The organism is Fontibacter flavus (assembly GCF_042432905.1).
GTDB lineage: Bacteria > Bacteroidota > Bacteroidia > Cytophagales > Cyclobacteriaceae > Fontibacter > Fontibacter flavus.
On sequence record NZ_JBHLWI010000009.1, the window covers coordinates 166,204 to 188,006 of the forward strand.

Consider the following 21,803-nt stretch of genomic DNA (forward strand, 5'->3'; position numbering starts at 1 on the left):
TAATTAACAAAATTATTTTGGTTCCTAAGGTCATAGAATTTTGAATATTGGTCAAATCTGATTCGTTATCGGATACATGGCATAAAGGCAAGGAGTTAAAAGTGCTAATAATTCTTCTAATAATTTACGAAATAGAATTGAAGCAAAAACAATGTAAACAAAAAGGCAGGAAAATTCCCTGCCTTCTTGCAATTGATTTATCTAAAATCGGGGAACGAACTTTCATGATCTGACCCCAAGAATATTTTTTGAATTTGGTTCAAACACTTTGTTTGTATTTAATTATTCCTTTAATATAAAACCCTAAATCTAATAGTTCCAGGGATATTTTTCATGGCATCTATCACTTCAGGAGAATAAGCCTTGTCTATATCTGTGATCACATAACCGATGGTCTCATTGGTTTTCAGGTACTGTCCAACAATATTGATTTCATGTTTTGCCAGGCAATGGTTGATTTTAGCCAAGACACCTGGTTCATTCTGGTGAACATGGATCAATCTATGCGCATCTTTAAGGAATGGAAGCTGGATATTAGGAAAGTTTACAGAATTAAATGTATTACCTGTATTGATGTATTCCATGATTTTGCCAGGAACAAACCTAGCAATATTCTGCTGAGCTTCAAGCGTAGATCCCCCGATATGAGGAGTAAGGATGGTGTTTCTGGTACCAATGAGTTCAGAAACGAAAGGTTCAGAATTGTTTTTAGGTTCTTCAGGAAAAACATCTACAGCCGTCCCCGCGATATGTCCTGAATCCAATGCAGCTTTAAGTGCCTTGATATCTACCACATGCCCTCTACTGAGGTTGACCAAGTAGGATCCTTTTTTCATCAAAGCTATTTTTGAGCCATCTATGATGTTTTTATTGTCTTTTCTACCATCAACATGTAAGGATACCACATCACATGTACTGAGCAAATCATCCAGAGAATCCAGCTTAGTAGCATTTCCCAGCGCAAGTTTTTCAACCACATCGTAGTAATAGACATCCATTCCCATATTTTCTGCCAAGACCGAAAGTTGGGCACCTATATTCCCGTAACCAACGATCCCCAACTTTTTCCCTCGGATTTCAAAGCTTCCTGTGGCTGATTTGTCCCATTTGCCCTGATGCATATTCAAACTTTTATCATGGAAATTACGCATCAGGAAGATGATTTCCGCGATAGCCATTTCCACTACAGATCTGGTATTGCTGAAAGGAGCGTTGAAAACTGCAATTCCCTTTTTGGTACAGGTATCCAAATCAATTTGATTGGTTCCGATGCAGAAAGCACCAATGGAAATCAAACGGTTGGCATTTTCCAGCACTTTTTTAGTAACATTTGTTTTGGATCTGATTCCAAGAATACTGACATTTTTGATTTTTTCTGCCAGTTCATCTTCGTTTAAAGCAGAACTGATTACTTCTACATTGTAACCTTCTTGCTCCATCAATTCAATACCGATAGGGTGGACATTCTCCAGAAGAAGAACATTGATCCGGCTTTTGGGATATGAGAATTTTTTGTTCATTTTATTGACGTACAGGATTTCATCTAAACTTGGTGCTATGTGATCCGCTTTGGAAGTAACCTTTGCTCTTTCTACATTTTCTGTAAAAGCGTAAAATTTATTGGCCAATCCCGCTGCTTTAATTTCGTAATCTGTATAACCATCCCCAATCACATAAATATCCCCTTGGAGGTTTAATTTCTTGATGGTTTCTGACTTTCCACCATTTCTTGAAAGTACATTTTCTCTATTGAAATCTATGACTTTCCCGGATTGGTCATAAACAAAATCATTGGCAAAAACATTTTCCTTCTTAATGCCAAAATCAGCTACGATGGGAGCAATAAAATCTTTAAACCCATTGGAAATGATGATAATATTGTCGGCATTTTCTTGAAGAAATTCTTTATTGCGTTTGAAGGATTTGGAGACTTTACTTTTCAAAGCATCAATCAATTCAACAATTTGTACCTTATCCGGTTGGAGAATATCCAATCTCCTTTCCAGACTCTCCCTGAAATTAAGGGATCCATCCATCCCCATATCGGTGATATCTTTAATCGCTTGAAGTTTTTCAGACTTTTTGGGATCATCTTTTAGGGTAATTTCGCCAAGGATATCCAAGGCCTCTACCTGCATAAATGTACTGTCAAAATCAATGATGAATTTCTTGTTGCTGGGCATGAGTGTTGTAAAGTTTTTTACTCTTATGCTTCAAAATTATAATATTATTAAAAAATAAACCTTTTTATTGTCAAAATACTTTTGTGATTTTAGGCACTTAAGAAATGAAATCGATTGTATTGGCCAAAAACCCAAATTTTTTTGATGTATGAAATGAATGTCCTAGATAAAGAATAACTCAACTATCCAAATTTTTTAAGATTTCCCAAAAAAATTGTCATCCTATTTAAAAATGAAAAGTGGTCCAAAAAGACCACTTTCTCAAATCAAAATAATTTAAAATTGATGTTATAAATGACTTATTTAATCGATTTGATTAGTCGTTCATTTAGACCGACGTAGTCAGGGTTTTTTGCTTCTTTCGCCATTTCCATGGATTTTCTGGCACTCTCCAAAGCTTCGGTTTTCTTGCCAAGGGCCAGTTCAATTTTTGCTTTTAAGTGCATGGTCCAATATTTTGGATCATCATTGACAGATCTGGTAATCCAGTCATAGGCCAGATTCATGTCCTTATTGTTGGTGAAATAATAATTAGCCGCCTGATAATATAAACCCGGATTTTGTGGTTGTTGGTCAATCACCAATTCCTTGATCTGTGCCATTACAATAGTATCAACTTCAGTTTCTATTCTGAATTTAACGCGGGTTCTTTCCCACTTGATGGCGACTGAAGCTCCTGTGTCTGTCATATCCACGAAATTGATTTCCAATGTTTCATATACCTGGCTCGTTTTTCCGGGTTTTACCTTGAACCTTAACACATCATCTTCCTGACTATAGCCTACAGCACCCCAAAGTTTCGTATTGCTGGAAAGAATAATGGTCCATTCAGTTTTTCCGGGAATAGCATAAAGAGCATAACTTCCAGCAGGAATGCTGTTTCCTTCAATCTTCACGTCAGTAGAAAATGTCAGAACAGTAGCAGCATTGGCCCCTGCTCTCCAAACTTCACCATAAGGCACTAATTCTCCGAAAATCTTTCTTCCTCGCATGCTTGGACGGCTGTACTCTACACTTACATCAGTCAGTCCCATTTTTTGACTTACAACTGCTGCAGGACTGGCTTGTGGCATATTGATTTGCTGCGCATTAAGTCCGTTGAGGGCAAGAAACACCACAAATAGGATTAATAAATTGGTTTTGTTTTTCATTTTTTCAATTAGTTATGAGTATAATGTTATTTAATACTTGTTTTGAAATATAAATGATTCGATTAAATTTGTTATATGTGAGGGTGACATAATGACTTGGTCATTCAAACGATATTTTAAACTTCTTGGCTGCTGCGCAAATTTTAACTGAACTATAATGGGTATTGCCATCATTTCTCCCGGTAGAGACGCTTCTATTTGGGTCGACAATATAAAAAAATTAGATCAATCCATCGATATTCAGGTTTATCCTGAAATCAAAGATTTCGAAAGCGTTGATGCAGTTATTCTTTGGCAGCACCCTAAAGGATATCTTTCTTCTTTTCCAAATCTCAAACTGATCTGTTCTATGGGGGCAGGGGTTGATCATATTCTTTCTGATACAAGCATACCTTCGCACTTACCTATTACCAGGATAGTAGATGAAAGATTGACTTTTTCCATGACCAATTATGTCATTATGGGTGTTCTCAACTACCATAGACAATTAAACAGATATCAGCAGGATCAGCAGCATAAAGTTTGGGACATGTCCAATCCGGAATTACCGGTGAATGTAGGGATTATGGGGGTTGGAGCTTTGGGTGGAGATGTGGTAGACAAGCTTAGGTATTTGGGGATCAATGTAGTCGGATTAGGCAATTCCGTCAAACAACATCTTTCTTATCCCTATTATGAGCAAAGCCAAATGGATGATTTTTTGGCAGAAGTCAATGTTTTGGTCTGTATGCTTCCGCTTACTCCTGGTACAGAAGGGATTTTGAATATTGACCTGTTCAGGAAATGTAACAAGGGAACTTACCTGATCAATGTGGCACGAGGCAAACACCTGGTAGAAGAAGATTTGATTCTGGCAATTAATGAAGGATTTATTTCAGGAGCGCTTCTTGATGTTTTCAGACAAGAACCACTTCCGGCTTCCCATCCATTTTGGGAAATGCGTGAGGTGACGATTACACCTCATATTGCCAGTGTAACCAATCCTTCTGCTGCTGCGCCACAAATTGTTGATAACTATCAAAGATTTAAAAAAGGAGTGGAACTGATCAACCAAATAGATAGAAAAAAAGGATACTAACTTATATTATCATGGCCAATAATTTTAAAATTCTATGCCCCACTGATTTTTCTGAATGTTCTCTTAATGCCATCGAATATGCTGCAAAATTAGGAGAAAAATATCAGGCAGAAATTACACTTTTTCATGTTCCGGATAAGGAAGATTATCAAAAGCTTTCTGCCGGCGATTCAAATTCTGGTGATCAGTATTCATTTATTCAAAAAAAGCTGGATAACCTGATCAAAACTGTTGAAGAAGAATCCATTGCAAAAGGATTAAAATCCATTAAAGCAGAGATTAGGGAAGGTAAAACCGTCAAAACTATCCTGGAATATGCTGAGGAAATGGCTGCAGACCTTATCATCATGGGTACAGAGGGAGTCAATGATTTCAAAAAAAATTATATAGGAACAAGGGCCAGTAAACTGGTGGAAAGATCTGAAATTGATGTTTTCATTATTCCAAGAAGAGTGTATTTCAAAGCTCCACGGAAATTTGTCTATGCCACTGATTATTTGGAGGAGGATAAAATAGCTATTCAAAAAGTAGTGGAAATAGCAAAATTCTTCGATAGTGAAATAGACATTGTCCATGTCAGTTCAAAAGAAAAAGCGATTGACAAGTCCCTACATCAGATTATGGTTCAGGAAATCGAACCTTTTGTGAAATATGATAAAGTCAACTACATTCTAAAAGCGTACAGGGATGAACCGGGTCTTGGCCTGGAGAATTACCTCATCACTGCAAAAGGAGATATTTTGGTGACCTTAAGCAAAAAGAAAACCTGGTTTGAACAGGTTTTCACGCACAATCTTTCAAGAAAAATGTCTTATTTCATCAATAAACCCTTACTGGTGCTGAAAAGAGCTTAATTCTTTGGATTTCTTAAACCACCTTTTAAAAATGCCCAAAATTCTTTTTGGGTATTTTTGTTTGTCAAAACCTCAACCAGGGTTTTGAAATAGGTGCTGATATTTATTTTCTTTGAACTGTCCATTTTCTCTCCGGTTTCCGCTTGCTGAATTTCAGCTTTATCAGATGGAGTTGAAGTATTTTGTACAACATCATCCCTTTCTATACGGTTTGGTTCATAGCCTACCAGTTCATCAGCCTTTTCAAAACTCTTTTTGGACTGGTCACGGTATCCCAATTTTTCTTCCACAAGGCCCTTATTGTTATACGCAACTGCATCTTCCGGGTCGAGTTCAATCGCTTTTTCATAATCAGCAATAGCCCCTTCTAAATCACCAATTCTATCTTTGAAAAATGCCCTACTGGAATAACGGTATGGATTCCCGGGTTCAAGGTTCAGCGCTCTATCAAATTCCTGTATTGCCTCCTCATTTCTGTTGAGCATATGTAGAACAACTGCACGGTCACTGATAAAAGTTGGATTAAAGGGTTCCATACTGATCAGATAGTCAAAATCATCTATAGCACCTTGAAGGTTTCCCATTCTGCTCAGTACCCTTGCCCTGAAAAAATAAAACTCGTTGTTGTCCTGTTCAGCCTCAATACAAATATTGATCTGGGTTAAAGCTTCCTGAAAATTGCCTTCTTTGAAATATTTGACGGAAATATCGAAATTGTTCACTTGTTAGTAAATTGGTCCCTAATAAAATACAAAAATAGGAGGGATAAAGTTTAAAATTAAATGAAAGTGAAAATTGCTTTGGCTTTTGGGAAATTGAATTCTTTATATCTTTGAACTGAAAACAAGATTATGGCCACTAAAGCAGAAGACGTATTAAAAGACCTAAAAGCTGGGAAATATGCTCCGGTCTATTTTTTGCAGGGTGAGGAACCTTTTTTCATTGACCAAATCAGTGATTTTATTGAGAAAAACGCTATACCTGAACACGAAAAGGGCTTCAATCAGGTCGTGATGTATGGTAAAGATGCTCCAATGACGTCTATTTTAAGCAACGCCCGGAGATTCCCTATGATGGCTGACCGACAGGTTGTGATCATTAAGGAAGCTCAGAATATATTTGGATTAGGCAAAGAAGAAGTTGACAATTTATTGATCAGCTATCTTTCTAACCCATTGCCAAGCACTATTTTGGTATTTGCCCATAAGTACAAAAAACTTGACGGAAGAAAACCATTGTCCAAAGAGGTTGATAAAAAAGCCATACTCGTTAACTCAGAAAAGATCAAGGATTTTCAGTTACCGGCATGGGTGGAAGCTTATGTCAAAAGCCAAGGGCATCATATCGATGGACCAACTGCCAATTTTTTGGCAGAAAGTATAGGTAATAATCTCGAGGTGATTGCAAATGAAGTAGGAAAAATCTTTATCAATTTCACAGAGCCAACCACGATTACCAAAGATCATATCCAAAAATATGTAGGGATCAATAAAGAATACAATAATTTCGAATTGACCAAGGCGATAGGATTCCGGGATGTGATCAAAGCCAATAAAATTATTCATTATTTCCGTCAAAATCCTAAGAACCATCCTCTTATACCCATGATTGCTTTGATACACAACTACTTTTCTAAGGTAGCTTTGGTGCATTATAACGCCAGAATGGGAGATCAGGATTTGGCAAAAATTACTGCAGTGAACCCTTACTTTTTAAAAGAATACCGAGTAGCAGCAAAAAACTACCAATTAGGCAAGGTTATTGATTGTTTTGCCTATATTCATGAGGCTGACTTGCGTTCTAAAGGGGTTGATTCAGGAGGGATGGATGACGCGGAAATACTCCGTGAATTGATATTTAAAATCATGCATTAAATAATGTAGCTTTTATTATGAAAAAAAGCCTTTTTCTGCTTTTGCTTTTAAGCATCAGTAATATTGCGTATACCCAATCGGGATTATACCAGACAAGTAAAACAAGGACAAAAGATGAGAGTTTTGAACTCTATCAAAAAAGCCTCTTCAGTGCCTCTAAATATGAATTTGAAGCATTAAAAGAAAGTGAACTTGATCCTGAGTCTAGGGTGGATGCAGATTTCTTCCACGCTGTTTCTGCATTGAAAATTGAAAATCCTGCAGCTTCCGATCTGGTTTATTATTTTATCCGACAATACCCAGAACATCCCAAGACGAATGAGGCTGCTCATATCCTGGGTGATTTTTTCTTTGACAAAAGAAATTATAGGGAGGCAATTCCAGCCTATCAAAAAGTCAATTTGGCCAAAGTGGATTTTGAACAAGGATCAGAAGTACTTTTTAAAACCGGGTATTCTTATTTTCAATTGAAAGACAACACCAATGCCTTAAGGTATTTCAATGGTGTCAAAAAGGAACCAAACCAGTATAAAGCTGATGCACACTATTATGCCGGGTTTATTGCAATGGAACAAGCCAATTACCCACAGGCCATCAGTGATTTTAAAGAAGCAGATAAAGTTCAGTTCTATGCCAATAAAGTGCCTTATATGTTGGCTGGTGTATATTACAGACAAGGATCTTATGATGAGTTGATTGCCTATGCAGAGCCCGTATTGGCCAACAGAAGGAGTTTGGACAGGAAGGAGGAAATTCATTTGTATCTGGCAGAAGCATATTTTGAAAAAAGAGAGTTTCCAAAAGCGGCGAACAATTATGATGCATTTGTCAATGCTAGAAAGGGTAATCTAAGCAAAGCCCAAATTTACAAGGCGGGAATTTCCCAGTTTGAAATTCAAAATTATCAAAGAGCTACGGATTATTTCAAAATATCCGCAGTGGATAATGACGAAATAGGTCAGGTTTCCAGTTACTATTTGGGCCATTCCTATATGAAATTGAATAATCCACAATTTGCAGCGAACAGTTTCAATGCCGCCTATAAAAGTGATGCCAATAGAAATATCAAGGAAGATGCTTTGATCAATTATGCAAAGGTAAACTTGGAAAGGAATAATTTTCAGGATGCAGTCAATGCTTTGGACACCTATTTGGATAATTATCCAAGCGGTAGGTATGCCAAGGAGGCGGAAGGTCTATTGACAGATGCCTTAATCAATACAAGCAATTACCTGAGGGCAATTGAGCATATTGAAAAAATGAGCAGGAAATCTGACCGTATCCGTGAGGCATACCAGAAAATCACGTTTTACCAAGGAATTGTGTATTATAGGGATAAACGTTATGATTTAGCGACTACCTATTTTGATAAATCTATCGCTACCCCGGTCAATAGGGACTTGGTCGTGCAATCTTATTTTTGGAAAGGGGAAAATTTTGCAGCTAAAGGTGATTTGCCACAGGCTATCAAGTCTTATGAAGCCGTACAGAACCAAAGGCCAAGAGCCAATGATCCTTACTTGATCAAATCTTATTATGGCATGGGTTATGCTCTTTTTAATCTTGAGCAATATGGAAGAGCGGAACAACAATTCAAGAATTATGTTGACCGTAAGCAAGGAGATCAGGATAAGGAAAATTATGATGAGGCCTTGATCAGATTGGGTGATACTTATTATGTTCAGAAGAAATTCACAGAGGCCCAAAATGCTTTTCAGAGAGCCATTAGGGAAAACAGTTCTTACAGTGATTATGCTTATTTCAGAAGTGGGGTTGTCTATAATTTTCAAAACAGGAATAATGACGCCATCAGTCAGCTGAATATGCTCATCAATAATTTCCCTTCCAGTTTATACATTGAAGATGCGCTGTTTCAGAAATCCCAGATCAATATGGAGGAAATGAGGTATGCTGAGGCAAGTGATGGTTTTACCAGATTGATATCTAGAAGCCCCAATAGCCCATTCATCCCCTTTGCACTGGAAGGTAGGGCAGTGGCTAATTTCTCTCAGCAGAAATACAATGAGACTATAGATGACTATAAAAGAATCCTCGAAAACCATCCAAACTCTTCCAATGCCGAAGCAGCTTTGGTTGGACTTCAGGAGGCTTTGGCTATTCAGGGTAGGTCAGGTGAATTCTCCCAATATGCCTCCCGATATAGGTCAGCCAATCCGGACAATAAAAGTCTTCAAAATCTTGAATTTGAATCTGCCAAATCACTGTACTTCAACAGTGCCTGGGACCAGTCTATCAAAGCTTTTGAAGATTATCTCAGGAATTATCCTCAGGCAGGAAATAGGGCAGAGGCAAGTTATTTTATTGGTGACGCCCATTATAGGGCAGGTAGAAAAGATCAGGCGCTGACCTATTTTTACCAGATTGATAAAGAAAAAGAATCCTCTCAAAGATTAAGGGCTGTTCAGCGGATTGCTTCCATAGAATTGGAAAACCGAAATTATCAAAAAGCAATGCCTTACCTGAGGGAATCAGCAAGGAATGCAAGAAACCAAATTGAAGAGTATGAAGCTTATAATGGTTTGATGGAAGCACAATACCGACTTGATCGATTTGATTCTGCTGTTTTCTATGCCAATAGGGTGATTACTTTAGGAAGTGTGACCGGTGATGCTATTCCTTTGGCCATGCTACTCAAAGCTAAAGCACTTCAAAAATCCAATAAGAACAATGAATCGGAAGATGTTTTAAGGGATCTGATCAATGAATATAAAACTATCCAGGGTGCAGAAGGTCTGTTTTTGCTTGCTGAATCTGTACACAAAAAAGGTAACTATGAGCAATCGAATGATATAATATTTGATTTTTCTGGCCCTTACAGTGGGTATGATTATTGGTATGGAAGGATATTTATCCTGTTAGCTGAAAATTATATCAAACTTGGCGAAGAATTCCAGGCCAAGGCCACATTAGAATCTATCGTTGAGAAGTCAACCAATGATGAAGTCAAGAAGATGGCCAGAGAAAAATTAGCCACTATCAATTAATGTTCAGAAAGATGAAAAATACGTTCAGATATAAATATCTTTTGGTTTTTGCAGCCGTTTTCTCTGGATTTTCAGGGGCTATACTTGCTCAACAGGCAGGGGAAGTAAAAGATCAGGAATTTGTAATCCGAAAAGACCGGGTATTGACTTTGCCCAAACAGCCCAGAAAATTTGAAAGAATTCCTGTTCTGCCAACCGCAAAAGTAAACTCCTCATTCAATTATGAGGTTAGGCCTTATTTCCTTTCTTTGGCGCCTGAGATTATTCAACCATCCGTAGCCCAAAAACAGTGGCCAAGAACCAATGAGGAACTGTTTCCAGGTTTTGCAAGGCTGGGTTTTGGAAATTATGCATCACCCTTGATTGAAGTCAGGTATAACAACTGGGAAGAAGCAGATTATAACTTTGGAGCCTCCGTCAAGCATGAAGGTTATTATAGAGGACCGATTGATGGCAGTAACTCAGGAGAGAACTTTACAAATGTCAAATTGAACGGTAATCTTTTCAAAGACTTCTTTCAGTTATACGGAGGGGTAGATTATAACAGGCACCAGTTTAACTTTTATGGTTATGATGCGGAAAATCCTGCTTTACAGGAATATATCCCAAGCCAAAATATTCTGAATACCTTCAGGTTAAAAGGAGGGATTCAGGATATTGAGAAAATGGATAATTTCAATTACGATGTCAATCTGAATCTAAGAGCTTTTAATGATAATTATGAAGCCTCTGAAACAGAATTTTCCATTAAAGGATTCGGTGATTTTTGGTTTGATGATTACATCACAACAGGAATTAATGCTGAACTTTCCTTAACCAAGCCAAAAGACTTGTGGTATACAGATATCAACCGTAACTACTTCAAAGTTAACCCCTATGTTGCCTACCAAAGAAGCGGTTTAAAGGTTCAGGCCGGAGCCAACATGGTCGTTGAAAATGATGTGACTTTGAACAAAAAATCTGATTTTCATATCTATCCACAACTATATGCCCATTACATGATACAGGATGAGTTTGGGATATATGCTGGTTTTGAAGGTGATGTTTTGAGGAAGACGTATCTGGATTTCGTAACAGAAAACCCTTTCCTTGGTCCAAGTGATCAGCTTTTGAATACAATTCAAAATTATCTGGCAAAAGCTGGTATAAAAGGGACGATCAATGATGAATTGACCTATGAAGCAGGCGCTAGCTATGGAAAATTCAGGAATATGCATTTTTTCGGCAACAGTCAAGCTGATAGCCTCCGCTTTAACCTGCTTTATGATGATGATACCAAAGTATTGAATTACAATGCTAAAGTGGGTTGGAATTATGAGAAAACATATAGATTGATAGCTTCCGTAGATTATTATTATTACACCACAAAAACCCTTGCCGCGGCATTCCAAAGACCTGAGTGGGTAGTGTCCATCAATAATAATTTTACCCCGACAGATAAATGGTTGATACAGTTTAATGCCAATGCGATGGGTGGCATCAAAGGCTTTGTCCGTGATGCTCTTATTGAGGAAGATATGGCTACTGATCTGCCTGTTATCTTAGATCTTCAGTTAAAAGCGGATTATCAAATCACAGATAGGTTTTCAGTATTCGCTGTTGGGAATAACCTGTTGAACAGAAAAAATCAACGATTTCTGAATTATCCGGTAAGGGGAATTCAAGGTATCGCAGGCTTAACATTTAAATTTTGACTTACCTAGCAAAAAAAGAATTTAATTGAACCTTGACGGGCGGTTTGTCAATTCATTCATTTCTTATAGTTTCGTGTATTGAATGAGAAAATAAAATTTTATGGCGGAAGAAAATAAAATGAAAATATCTGATAAAGAGGAAAAAGACTATGGGTTTCCTTTTGTAGATGTTACGCCATTGAAAATCAAATCTTCAAAAAAAGTTGAAGAAAACCATGAAGAGGCCGAGTACGTAGAAACTTCTGCACCAATACCCGTTTCCTCTTCAGTTTCACCTCATCATGTAGATAAAGGATTGATCAAGTCAACCACCCAAAAGGAAAGGAAGAAAAGTCAACTCCCACTATTGTTGTCTTTAGTTTTCTTAGTGGTGATCATTCTTGGTGCAATGGCATATTTCTTGTACTATTTGCCAAATGAAGAGCAAAAGAAAAAAGAAACTTTAGCTACTGTAGCAGAGGTAGAGAATTCACCTATTATGATAGAGGAGGAACCTGTAGAAGAGGATATAAAAGAAGAGGAAGATGGACTTGAAATTGAACAGGAGCTTGTAGAAACTGTTGAAACACCTGTGGTACCAGCGCCTGTTGTATCTTCAGGCGATGCAGTTATTACCAAAGTGACCTCAAGAGAGTCAAGTCCCTTTTATTACATTATTGTTTCAAGCTCACCATCAGAAAATGTTGCTGAAGAAGAAGCGCAAAAACTAGTGGCAAAAGGATTAAGTGCATGGATAATTTATCCTTACGGTGAAACAAGGAATTACAGGGTATCAATAGGTAGATTTGCTGCCTATGGGGATGCCACGGCGGCTTTGGAAAATGCCAAAGCTAATTTTGACGATTCAATCTGGATTTTGAAATACTAATATGATTCTAACACAAATCAGTACAGACGGCCAATTAATGGCTGATACGCTTGGGGTAATGGATTCCGGCCAACAAAGCATTGGATTATTGGACTTGTTGATAAAAGGGGGGTACATGATGATCCCACTGTACCTTCTATTTGTCCTTGCCATTTTCATTTTTGTTGAAAAACTAATCACGCTTAGAAAGGCCTCAAAATCCCCCAAACATCTAATGGATCAGATCAAAATTTTGGTCCAAGGTGGAAAGATTGATCAGGCAAAGATGCTTTGTCATGGAGATAATACTCCTGTAGCCAATATGATTTCCAAAGGATTGGAAAGAATTGGGAGTCCATTGAAGAATATTGAAGTTTCGATTGAAAATGTCGGAAAAATTGAGATTTACAAATTGGAGAAGAATTTGGGGATACTGGCAACCGTAGCCGGTGCTGCCCCGATGATAGGCTTCTTGGGAACTGTAGCCGGTATGATCAGGGCATTTATTGGTGTAGCCCAGGAAGAAGGTATGGTATCACCCAAGTTGCTTTCAACAGGTATCTATGAAGCAATGATAACAACAGCCGCAGGTTTGGTTGTTGGAATCGTGGCTTATTTAGGTTATAACTATTTGGTGTCGCAAGTATCCAAATTGGTACATAGCATGGAATATACTTCCGTGGAATTTATTGATTTATTGCAGGATAAATAATTATGGCTTTACAGTCAAAACATAAAGTTGATGCTGCTTTCAGCATGTCTTCCATGACGGATATCATTTTCCTTTTATTGATATTTTTCATGTTGACATCTTCTTTTATTACACCTTCAGGATTACCGGTAAACTTACCTTCCAGTGAAGCATCAGATATTGTGATGCAGGAAATTACGGTAACAGTAACCAAAGACCTGAAGTTTTCCGTTAATGATAGAGTAGTATCTAGGGAACAGGTAAAATCAGAGCTGACAGCCCTTCTTCAGGATAAAAAAGGACAGGTTGTCTTGCATATTGACAAGGAAGTGCCTGTCGAATATTTAGTAGAAATCGGGGGTATTGCGGCCGGATTGGAGGCCAATGTATCCATTGCCACTAAGCCATATAAATAAGATGCACCTTTGGGAAGCAGATAGTCAGGAAGCTGAAAACAAACGAAAAGCTCTCATCATCACCATTATAGTAAATATTTTGGTGTTGCTGGCTATATATTTTATCGTGGTCTGGAAAGAGCAGATCCCACCTTTGCCAAAATATGGGATGGAGCTGAATCTAGGGTTCACGGACGTAGGAAGTGGTAACAATCAGACAACTGCCCCTCCATCTGAAGTGCAGACGAACAACACCGAATCACCTGCACCCGGTGATCAGGCCCCCCGTCCTACAGAAGCATCTGTGCCCGTGTCGCAGCCAAGAACTGAAGCGGCTAAACCCAGGACTTCTACTTCTCAGCCTACCAACGAAGCACTTTCAAAAACCCCAAGTCCAGTAAAGGCAAGCGAAAAACCTACACCTACGACCAAGGATCCTAGCCCTGCAAAGAAAGAGACTACGGCCGTTACCCAGCCTGCAACTGCAGAAGCGGAAAAAACTACAACCAAAGCAGAAGAAAAGCCGAAAATTGACCAAAGAGCCATTTTTGGAGCCGGAGGAACTTCAGGAACAGGTTCACAACCCGCGCAGGGTTCTGCTCAAGGTTCTTCTACCCAAAAAGGAGATGAGGGCAAGCCTACCGGTACAGTTGATGGCAGGGCAATTATGGGGTCTGGATCAGGTTCAGGAGTACCCGGTCCTTCCTCAGGTTATAACCTGGAATTGGCTGGATGGGACTTTGGCTCAAGGCCTAATATCCGTGATAATGTGTCTACCCGAAGTGGAAGAATTGTTTTCAGGATAACGGTTGACGATAGTGGTAAAATAGTTCAGGCTGTTCCTTTAGAGTATAATGTTTCGAATGAGGTATTGGCATATTACAGAACTGTAGTCAATCAGATAAATTTTAAAAGGCAAGCAGGAGCTGCAACAGCAGAATATTCTACTGGGAAAATCACCTTCATTATCAAAGTTGATTAATTCATGACCTATCAAGAAACATTGGACTTCCTGTTCAATGCATTGCCTATGTTTCAGCGCGTGGGTGCATCTGCTTTCAAGAAAGATTTGAGTAATACCCATGCGCTTTGCCACCATCTTGGTAATCCGGAGACGAAGTTTAAATCCGTACATGTGGCAGGTACTAATGGGAAAGGCAGTTCTTCGCATGCAATCTGTTCCATTTTGATGGAGGCAGGTTTTAGGGTAGGGCTCTATACCTCTCCACACCTGAAATCATTTACAGAGCGCATCAAAATCAACGGAGAAGAAATACCCGAAGAGGAAGTGGTGCTATTTGTGGATGAAAACAAAGACTTTTTGGAACAACTCCGTCCCAGTTTCTTTGAAATGACAGTGGGAATGGCCTTTTGGTATTTTGCCAAAGAAGAGGTGGATATAGCTGTCATTGAAGTGGGCATGGGAGGACGTTTGGACAGCACCAATATCATCAAGCCCGAAGTATGTCTAATTACCAATATTGGCTATGACCACATGCAGTTCTTGGGAGATACGTTGGAAAAAATAGCTGGTGAAAAGGCAGGGATTATCAAGGAGCATACCCCTGTAGTAATCAGTCAGCGTCAGGTGGAAACCAAATCTGTTTTTGAAAAAATTTCAGGTGAGAAAAATGCCCCCATATATTTTGCCGAAGATTATTTCAGCATATCCAAGTTGAAGGATGAGGAGCTTGCGGTTTATGAGGTGAAGACGCAAGATGCTTCTTTTAAACTAGAATTGGATCTCAAAGGAAATTATCAGCAAAAAAACCTTGCCGGCATACTTCAAAGCATAGCAGTGCTCCAACAACTTGGATATAGAATTACCCAAAGCCATATTATTTACGGTCTTGCCCAAATCGTCAAGAATACCGGATTGAAAGGAAGATGGCAGATGTTAGGGAAAGACCCTTGGATTATTTGTGATACCGGGCATAATGAAGATGGTATAAGGTATATTACTGATCAAATCAGTCAATATTCTTATCAACAGTTGTTTATGGTTATTGGGATGGTCAATGATAAAGACGTTTCTAAAGTACTTTCCCTTTTGCCCAAAGAGGCAGAATATATTTTTTGCCAGGCAAATATTCCCAGGGCCATGCCAGTAGAGGAACTATATCAGAAAGCCTTGAAGGCAGGCTTGAAGGGGCAGGTGGAAAAAGATGTGAATGATGCCATTGCATTGGCCAAGAAAAAGGCAACAAAAGAGGACTTAATATTCATTGGAGGCAGTACCTTTGTGGTCGCTGAAATTAAGGAATTATAAAATGAGCAGAAAAAAACTGCAGAGGTTCAAAGAGAACGAAGAAAACAGAAATGTCATCCAACCGGGGAAAGAGATTTTTGAACAGATTAAAGGAAACTGGAACGCTCATCAATTTGAAAATGATCATCCGATAGTGGTGGAATTAGCATGTGGAAGAGGTGAATTTACTGTTGGTCTGGCGCGGGAGTACCCTCAGAATAATTTTATCGGAGTAGACATCAAGGGAGCCAGGATATGGAAAGGCAGTACGATTGCCATCGCCGAAGGACTTCAAAATGTTGCTTTTTTGCGAACACAGATTCAGTTGTTGGAAAAGTTTTTTGACGAAGGTGAAATTTCTGAATTATGGATCACTTTTCCTGACCCATTTCCGAGAGATGGTGACGAAAAGCGCAGGTTGACCTCCCCTAAATTCTTGGATATGTATAAACCCTTAATCAAAAAAGGCGGTATTGTCCACTTCAAAACAGATAATACAGGCTTGTTTGATTATACTTTGGATTTGGTCAGGACTAGAGAAGACGTCGAGGTATTGATTTCTACACATGATTTCTATGCTTCCGAATGGAAGGATGAGCATCATGGCATTAAAACAAAATATGAAAAGCTCTTCAGTGAAAAAGGGGAGAAAATCAAATACCTGAAATTTCGGTTTAAACTGGTCGATAAAGACGGGGATCAAAAATAAAGGGAGTTTTTGCAATTATCTTGACCTCCTTGAAGTAGGGACTTTGCGGATTTAGAATCAGGTTGGATTGGTTGTGTACAACGGAACTGGGCACCTTAATCCCAAGTATTTCTAAGTTTTGATAAAATGGCTCTGCCAGCTCTTTTAGGCTTCTTGGACTTGGGTAGTGGTACCAATTATCCGGTAATTGCTCCTTATTGATGATTTGGATTTTGTCTTCAGGGATTTCTAATGTAATAAGCTGTAGGTCTGGTTGGAACATAGGTGGTATGTTAACCACGATTTCAAGCAAAGCTAGGGCTGTGTTTTCTGAGGTATATACCACCGCCCTGCCTTTTTTATTCCATCTACCCCCCGCCAATGCAGCCCCTGTACCACTTAGATCATTGGCATAAGTGGATTTTGTCAGTCTAAAAACATGCATCAGCTGTATACGCCGTATTCAATTCTATGCAATAAATCCCTCACTTTGGAGATGCCTTCAGGGTAGCTTATCACTTCCATTGGAGTGAGTCCTCCTAGGGCAGTATTGGGCAATTCCATCCATTTGAAGAAATCTTCCTGGCTTCCTATGACCTCCTCCCCATAAAAAAACATATCCGTAGCTTCCAATAATTTGATGGCTTCTTGCTTAGGTAGGGATTTGTTTTCTTTGATTCTTCTATAAAGGGTGGGCTCTGAACTGGATAGGATGGATGCTATCTGGGTTAAACCCAATGAAAAGGCATCCTTGAATTTAGATAAATAGGAGGCAGCAAGTCCCTGATTGGCTACCAAATAAATATCCATAGGCTCTTCCATTATATTTTGGAATTTATCTTTGGTCAGTGTCTCAATTATTTCGGAATAATTTCTCATTTGATAAAATAATTTGTCAAATTTAAAAATTATTTTGAGAGTTTCAAATTTTTTACTGATTTTTATCAAATCCCGGTCTGATAAATTTATAGGCATCAGGAAATTCTTCTTCCAGCACTTGCTTAATTTGTACCAATTTATCCAACATGGGAAGGATAAATTCTTCTTCCTCATTAGACCAAAAGAGAATTCCCTGCCAGGCATTGATACTGTTTTGAATACAGATAAGCGCAACTTTTGCTGTTCCGTTGTAGCCTCGTTCCTCCACAGGATAATCATCCCAAAAAGATCTGTCGGCCAGATAATTCAAGGCACTTTTGCATTTGACAGGAATCATGGTTTGGTACCATTGGATGGATTCCATGTGTTTGATGACTTTTTCTAACTTTTCAACTTCTATCTTATCGCTGACATCTTCAGGTAAATTTCCAAGGAGCATTGGCCCAATGGTTGGATCCTGTCTTTTGCTTTTGATCCAGGCCATACATGCATCCATGTATGCTTCACTTAGGTCTGATAAGGGATGGATTTCTATTTTGATTTGTGTAATCTGATGCTCATGCATCGCTTCCTCTTGTTCTTCTTCTTCTTCGTCCTCCAATTCATCTAAGTCCATGTCAAATTCCTCTGCTGCCTCACTGAGCATTTCCATGGTTTCCATCATTTTTTCCCTCATTTTCTCCATCTTTTCATCTTCATCCAGGTCACTCTCCATGATGGCCCTGTCTTCCTGCTCCTGCGCATAGAGGTAGCACCTGGAAGTCATGTTGCAGCGCTCACACCATTTGTCACACCAATTGTAAATTCCGGGAATGTGGTTAGGGTCAAATTGCTTCATAGTTTTTTGATTTTATAAAAATAAGGTTGGTAAAGCCTGTTTTCGTTTCTAACAAGATTAAGCAATATTCATTTCCATGACCACATCATCCATCACAAATCCATTGCCTATATCTATGACCTCTCGGAAATCTTCATAAAAACCTATTTTTGAATAGAAGTCAATAGCTGATTGATTGTATTTGTTCACGTTCAGAAACAGGTGGGTATCGCTGTTTTCCAAGGCGATTTGGGCAACTTCCTGAATTAGTTTTTTGCCTACTCCCTTGCCCTGTGCCCCAGGAAGTATGTAGATCTTATGGATTTTTGTTTTTGAAGGATCTTTTGCATGAAGTTCATAAGAACAAAAACCAAGGCTTTTTTCACCTTCATTGGCTAGCAAAAATACATGTCCCTTTTCCTGAACCTGTCGTTCCAGGGCTTCGAGCTGGTACATCCAGTTCAACATGTAATCGATCTGCTCAGGTGTCAAGATATTGGCAAAAGTTTGAGGCCAGGTTCTAAGGGCTATTTCCCTTACTTTTTTTAGATCAGAAAGATTGGCTTGGATGATGTTGATCATATTGTATGCAATTTTACTTTCCGAAAACTAATCAATTCCAGAAATCTTTGAATGTCTTTTTTCACAATTGGTTTTAAAGTTCTTTTTGTTTAATTTTTATGAAGCGAAAACCCAAAACAGCACATGAAGTTAAGCTACTTCTTGGTCTTTTACATTTGTCTGATAAGCTGTGGTAAAAAAGACCTTTTTCAAAAAAAATCCTGGTGCAGTGAGGCGCCCATCTATACCACCTATGCCGCCGCCATGGAAAGATCTGAATTTTTGATAGACCAAGGATATGAATTCCTCTATGATGATCCGGAAAAGCCCCTCACATTTCATTCCCAAAAAGGGGGTGCTTTAGGATTGGTTTTTAGAATTGACGGCGAATTGGTCCAAAATGTAAAAGAATACTTCCTTGCTCCCCAAATACATGAAAGTTTTCCGGACATGGTTTCCTTTTCCTGTTTTCCAAAGGAAGGGGTAGAAGTAAAAGGAATCTTCCTGGTGTACTCCTCAAGAATTGCCATTCAGGAATTTGAAATTATCAACCATACCCAGAAAGCCATTGCAATGGAAATGATTCCTTTTGTTTCCAATAAATACCGTTCATTCAGGGAAATCAGTCAGCAAGGAAATATGGCCATTGAATTTCAGCATGAAAAGTATCCTGATTCATGGTCTTTAAACCAAAGCATTCCTTATGAGGACAGCCTGCAAAATACCTGGTTTTTCTCGGAGCAAATTGGAAAATGGGGAAGCTTCTCATCCTTTGCTGGTGAAAGCCCACAACCTTCCTTTGAATTTGATACACAACGGAAAAGCTTACACCAGATTTTTGGGCGGGCATATGAAAAAGGGGAAAGATTGCTGGAGAATGGTTCCCAAGCCAGGATTATGGTGATTTCTTCCAATGACCCAAGATTTATATTGACGGAAAATTCACCCATTTGGGACAGTCCAGTACCCAGCATTGACCATGCAGGTTTGTTCAGATTAGAATTAGGAAATTTTCCAAAAGGAATATCCCTTAATAGCCTGAAATTAACATATTATAACCTAAAGCGACAGATAGGAGATCAAGTAGAGATCCAGTCTTCTTTACCCAACCAACGAATTGATTTTGATGCGAAAAAGGGAAAAGGTTTTCAATTCGTAAGGGGTATCAAAAGTGTACCCACTTCTGGTGGCATTCAAATTTCTTGGCAGGCATTGCCTGGGGCCAAATCCTATAAAATTTATAAAAGAACTTACCCAGGGAATGGATTTTATGAGTTATTGACCGAAGTTCAAAATGAAAGTTTTGAAGATAAATTCAAGCCATTTGAAGGGTATAATGGCTATGTCATTATACCTGAAGGGGATTTTGTAGGGGTACATTCTGAAGAAATTTACACTTTACCTTCAGCAGACTTCAATGCTTGGCTCAATTCCAAAGATGCAGACAAATCAGGGGAACATTCCCGGGTAATTGCCGCAGTTTTACCAATTGAATTAAGTTCAAAATCCTCTAAAACGGTCAGAATCGGTAGAAAAATCAGGGGAATAGAAGAAGATCTAAAACATATTTTGAACGATATTCAAATATTATCATCGCTTGATTTTGAGCCATTTTGGATTGATAATAAAGAATTGTTTGCAAATGTTCCCGCTTTATCGACAAGCAATGAAGAGGAGCTTTTGCTGTATAAAAGTGCCTGGAACATGATGCGTCAGGTCATGTACCCACCTGAAGAAAGAAGTCCATTTAATTACTATGTATTTTCCAGAGAGCCAACCTGGGGATGGGGTCACGGAGGTCAGGTTTTCCATGAGAGTATCACCATGTTGGCTTATGCTTATCTGGATCCAGAATCTGCTATGAACTCCCAAAGGGTATTTTCCCACAGGCAGAATGACAATGGCTACATCAATTACCGAACAGGTTCCTACCTGGATGAAATTATTGAATACAATGGTCAGTTGACTTCTTCTGCTCCTTGGTATTCTTGGTTGAACTGGGAGATTTATAATATTACCCAGGACAAGGACTTTTTGGAGGAAATGTATGCCTCCAGCAAGAAGTTTTACAAATTCTATATCAGTGAAAGGGATGCTGATGGAGATGGGTTATTGGAGTGGGGAGGACATGCCATTCTGGAATCGGTCCGGGATGCATTAGTGGCTGTTTGGGATGAAGTCGGATGGCCGTCCAACTTTGAATCCATAGACCTGAACTGCATGATGGTAATGGAGGCCAAAGCATTGGAAAAGATGGCTTTGGCACTTGGCTTATTAGAAGAAGCTGCTCAGTGGCGGAAAGACCATGAGCAAAGGACAACCTTGATCAATCAGGTGTTTTGGGATGAAGAGAATGGCTTTTATTACAATGTCAATAAAACGGATAACAGTTTCACTTTTAAAACCGAAAATGACCTCAAAAGGGATGAAATTATAGGCTTTTTACCACTTTGGGCTGGAGTTGTAGATGAAGAAAAGGCTAAGCGCCTGATACAAAAGTTAACCGACTCTAAGCAGTTCTGGAGAAAATTTGGCGTTCCATCTTTATCCGCTGTGGATCCTTATTACAATGACAAAGGCTATTGGAACGGACCGGTATGGGTGGAGTGGAATTACCTTATCTTCCAGGGATTGAAGGATTATGGCTATCACCAAGAGGCTGCCGAACTTACGGATAAGATTGCAGCAGTGATGATTTCACAATTGAAACAAAACCATAACCTCTGGGAATTTTACAGTCCGGATGAAGATTGGGCGGGATACCATAAGACCTATATCTGGGCAGGGATTATCAATAGAATGCTCATGGATAAAGATAAAAGATGAAATACGGCATCA

General features: G+C 38.8%; 19 protein-coding genes. 12 read left to right on the forward strand and 7 right to left on the reverse strand.

The features are described 5' to 3' along the window. Positions 1–290 precede the first annotated feature (290 nt). Together serA and ACFFIP_RS05300 are read right to left on the reverse strand one after the other, a co-directional pair. A complete protein-coding gene (gene serA, locus ACFFIP_RS05295) occupies positions 291–2,183 on the reverse strand; it encodes a phosphoglycerate dehydrogenase (RefSeq protein WP_382386530.1) in 1,893 nt (630 codons plus the stop codon). Between the two features lie 299 nt (positions 2,184–2,482). Further along, a complete protein-coding gene (locus ACFFIP_RS05300; RefSeq protein WP_382386531.1) occupies positions 2,483–3,334 on the reverse strand; it encodes a DUF2911 domain-containing protein in 852 nt (283 codons plus the stop codon). 157 nt (positions 3,335–3,491) lie between these two features. Between ACFFIP_RS05300 and ACFFIP_RS05305 the strand changes: the two genes are divergently transcribed. Then, complete coding sequence (locus ACFFIP_RS05305; RefSeq protein WP_382386532.1) at positions 3,492–4,412, forward strand: 2-hydroxyacid dehydrogenase; 921 nt, start codon at positions 3,492–3,494, stop codon at positions 4,410–4,412. 11 nt (positions 4,413–4,423) lie between these two features. Continuing rightward, entirely contained in the window at positions 4,424–5,266 is an 843-nt protein-coding gene (locus tag ACFFIP_RS05310; protein ID WP_382386533.1) for a universal stress protein, read from the forward strand. Here the strand turns inward: ACFFIP_RS05310 and ACFFIP_RS05315 are convergent. Then, positions 5,263–5,988 (reverse strand): tetratricopeptide repeat protein, encoded by a 726-nt coding sequence (locus tag ACFFIP_RS05315; protein ID WP_382386534.1) that lies wholly within the window; start codon positions 5,986–5,988, stop codon positions 5,263–5,265. The two genes, ACFFIP_RS05310 and ACFFIP_RS05315, sit on opposite strands and share 4 nt — an antisense overlap. A 129-nt stretch (positions 5,989–6,117) precedes the next feature. Here ACFFIP_RS05315 and holA point away from each other — a divergent pair, with 129 nt between their 5' ends. The 9 genes from holA (at position 6,118) to trmB (ending at position 16,729) form a co-directional block, all read left to right on the forward strand. After that, entirely contained in the window at positions 6,118–7,140 is a 1,023-nt protein-coding gene (gene holA / locus ACFFIP_RS05320; protein ID WP_382386535.1) for a DNA polymerase III subunit delta, read from the forward strand. 17 nt (positions 7,141–7,157) lie between these two features. Further along, positions 7,158–10,145 (forward strand): tetratricopeptide repeat protein, encoded by a 2,988-nt coding sequence (locus ACFFIP_RS05325; protein ID WP_382386536.1) that lies wholly within the window; start codon positions 7,158–7,160, stop codon positions 10,143–10,145. An 11-nt stretch (positions 10,146–10,156) separates the two neighbouring features. Then, the gene (locus tag ACFFIP_RS05330; protein WP_382386537.1) at positions 10,157–11,839 is read left to right on the forward strand and encodes a TonB-dependent receptor; all 1,683 of its coding nucleotides are present in this window, start codon (positions 10,157–10,159) and stop codon (positions 11,837–11,839) included. Between the two features lie 100 nt (positions 11,840–11,939). Then, entirely contained in the window at positions 11,940–12,707 is a 768-nt protein-coding gene (locus tag ACFFIP_RS05335) for an SPOR domain-containing protein (RefSeq protein WP_382386538.1), read from the forward strand. Between the two features lies 1 nt (position 12,708). Further along, entirely contained in the window at positions 12,709–13,398 is a 690-nt protein-coding gene (locus ACFFIP_RS05340) for a MotA/TolQ/ExbB proton channel family protein (protein ID WP_382386539.1), read from the forward strand. 2 nt (positions 13,399–13,400) lie between these two features. Continuing rightward, on the forward strand, positions 13,401–13,793 hold the full coding sequence (locus ACFFIP_RS05345; protein ID WP_382386540.1) for an ExbD/TolR family protein: 393 nt from the start codon (positions 13,401–13,403) through the stop codon (positions 13,791–13,793). A gap of 1 nt (position 13,794) precedes the next feature. Continuing rightward, a complete protein-coding gene (locus ACFFIP_RS05350) occupies positions 13,795–14,754 on the forward strand; it encodes an energy transducer TonB (protein WP_382386541.1) in 960 nt (319 codons plus the stop codon). Between the two features lie 3 nt (positions 14,755–14,757). After that, positions 14,758–16,041 carry a bifunctional folylpolyglutamate synthase/dihydrofolate synthase gene (locus ACFFIP_RS05355; RefSeq protein WP_382386542.1) on the forward strand — a complete coding sequence of 428 codons (1,284 nt, stop codon included), beginning with the start codon at positions 14,758–14,760 and terminating at the stop codon, positions 16,039–16,041. Between the two features lies 1 nt (position 16,042). Beyond that, positions 16,043–16,729: a tRNA (guanosine(46)-N7)-methyltransferase TrmB gene (gene trmB, locus ACFFIP_RS05360; RefSeq protein WP_382386543.1), complete on the forward strand. Its 687-nt coding sequence runs from the start codon at positions 16,043–16,045 to the stop codon at positions 16,727–16,729. Here the strand turns inward: trmB and ACFFIP_RS05365 are convergent. From ACFFIP_RS05365 to ACFFIP_RS05380, 4 genes are read right to left on the reverse strand one after another with little or no spacing between them, the layout of a single operon-like run. Beyond that, on the reverse strand, positions 16,695–17,153 hold the full coding sequence (locus tag ACFFIP_RS05365; RefSeq protein ID WP_382386544.1) for an RES family NAD+ phosphorylase: 459 nt from the start codon (positions 17,151–17,153) through the stop codon (positions 16,695–16,697). The genes trmB and ACFFIP_RS05365 overlap by 35 nt on opposite strands. Further along, positions 17,153–17,587 (reverse strand): Xre family toxin-antitoxin system antitoxin, encoded by a 435-nt coding sequence (locus ACFFIP_RS05370; protein WP_382386545.1) that lies wholly within the window; start codon positions 17,585–17,587, stop codon positions 17,153–17,155. The genes ACFFIP_RS05365 and ACFFIP_RS05370 overlap by 1 nt, the downstream gene beginning before the upstream one ends. Positions 17,588–17,639: 52 nt before the next feature. After that, positions 17,640–18,425 carry a hypothetical protein gene (locus ACFFIP_RS05375; protein ID WP_382386546.1) on the reverse strand — a complete coding sequence of 262 codons (786 nt, stop codon included), beginning with the start codon at positions 18,423–18,425 and terminating at the stop codon, positions 17,640–17,642. A gap of 57 nt (positions 18,426–18,482) precedes the next feature. Next, positions 18,483–18,986, reverse strand: coding sequence for a GNAT family N-acetyltransferase (locus ACFFIP_RS05380; protein ID WP_382386547.1), 504 nt, complete (start codon positions 18,984–18,986; stop codon positions 18,483–18,485). Positions 18,987–19,109: 123 nt separating this feature from the next. Here ACFFIP_RS05380 and ACFFIP_RS05385 point away from each other — a divergent pair, with 123 nt between their 5' ends. After that, the gene (locus tag ACFFIP_RS05385) at positions 19,110–21,791 is read left to right on the forward strand and encodes an amylo-alpha-1,6-glucosidase (protein ID WP_382386548.1); all 2,682 of its coding nucleotides are present in this window, start codon (positions 19,110–19,112) and stop codon (positions 21,789–21,791) included. Positions 21,792–21,803: the final 12 nt, after the last annotated feature.

Coding starts and splice junctions, on each gene's coding strand:
- serA (WP_382386530.1), bottom strand. CDS start 2,183: ATGCCCAGCAACAAGAAATTCATCATTGATTTTGACAGTACATTTATG.
- ACFFIP_RS05300 (WP_382386531.1), bottom strand. CDS start 3,334: ATGAAAAACAAAACCAATTTATTAATCCTATTTGTGGTGTTTCTTGCC.
- ACFFIP_RS05305 (WP_382386532.1), top strand. CDS start 3,492: ATGGGTATTGCCATCATTTCTCCCGGTAGAGACGCTTCTATTTGGGTC.
- ACFFIP_RS05310 (WP_382386533.1), top strand. CDS start 4,424: ATGGCCAATAATTTTAAAATTCTATGCCCCACTGATTTTTCTGAATGT.
- holA (WP_382386535.1), top strand. CDS start 6,118: ATGGCCACTAAAGCAGAAGACGTATTAAAAGACCTAAAAGCTGGGAAA.
- ACFFIP_RS05325 (WP_382386536.1), top strand. CDS start 7,158: ATGAAAAAAAGCCTTTTTCTGCTTTTGCTTTTAAGCATCAGTAATATT.
- ACFFIP_RS05330 (WP_382386537.1), top strand. CDS start 10,157: ATGAAAAATACGTTCAGATATAAATATCTTTTGGTTTTTGCAGCCGTT.
- ACFFIP_RS05335 (WP_382386538.1), top strand. CDS start 11,940: ATGGCGGAAGAAAATAAAATGAAAATATCTGATAAAGAGGAAAAAGAC.
- ACFFIP_RS05340 (WP_382386539.1), top strand. CDS start 12,709: ATGATTCTAACACAAATCAGTACAGACGGCCAATTAATGGCTGATACG.
- ACFFIP_RS05345 (WP_382386540.1), top strand. CDS start 13,401: ATGGCTTTACAGTCAAAACATAAAGTTGATGCTGCTTTCAGCATGTCT.
- ACFFIP_RS05350 (WP_382386541.1), top strand. CDS start 13,795: ATGCACCTTTGGGAAGCAGATAGTCAGGAAGCTGAAAACAAACGAAAA.
- ACFFIP_RS05355 (WP_382386542.1), top strand. CDS start 14,758: ATGACCTATCAAGAAACATTGGACTTCCTGTTCAATGCATTGCCTATG.
- trmB (WP_382386543.1), top strand. CDS start 16,043: ATGAGCAGAAAAAAACTGCAGAGGTTCAAAGAGAACGAAGAAAACAGA.
- ACFFIP_RS05365 (WP_382386544.1), bottom strand. CDS start 17,153: ATGCATGTTTTTAGACTGACAAAATCCACTTATGCCAATGATCTAAGT.
- ACFFIP_RS05370 (WP_382386545.1), bottom strand. CDS start 17,587: ATGAGAAATTATTCCGAAATAATTGAGACACTGACCAAAGATAAATTC.
- ACFFIP_RS05375 (WP_382386546.1), bottom strand. CDS start 18,425: ATGAAGCAATTTGACCCTAACCACATTCCCGGAATTTACAATTGGTGT.
- ACFFIP_RS05380 (WP_382386547.1), bottom strand. CDS start 18,986: ATGATCAACATCATCCAAGCCAATCTTTCTGATCTAAAAAAAGTAAGG.
- ACFFIP_RS05385 (WP_382386548.1), top strand. CDS start 19,110: ATGAAGTTAAGCTACTTCTTGGTCTTTTACATTTGTCTGATAAGCTGT.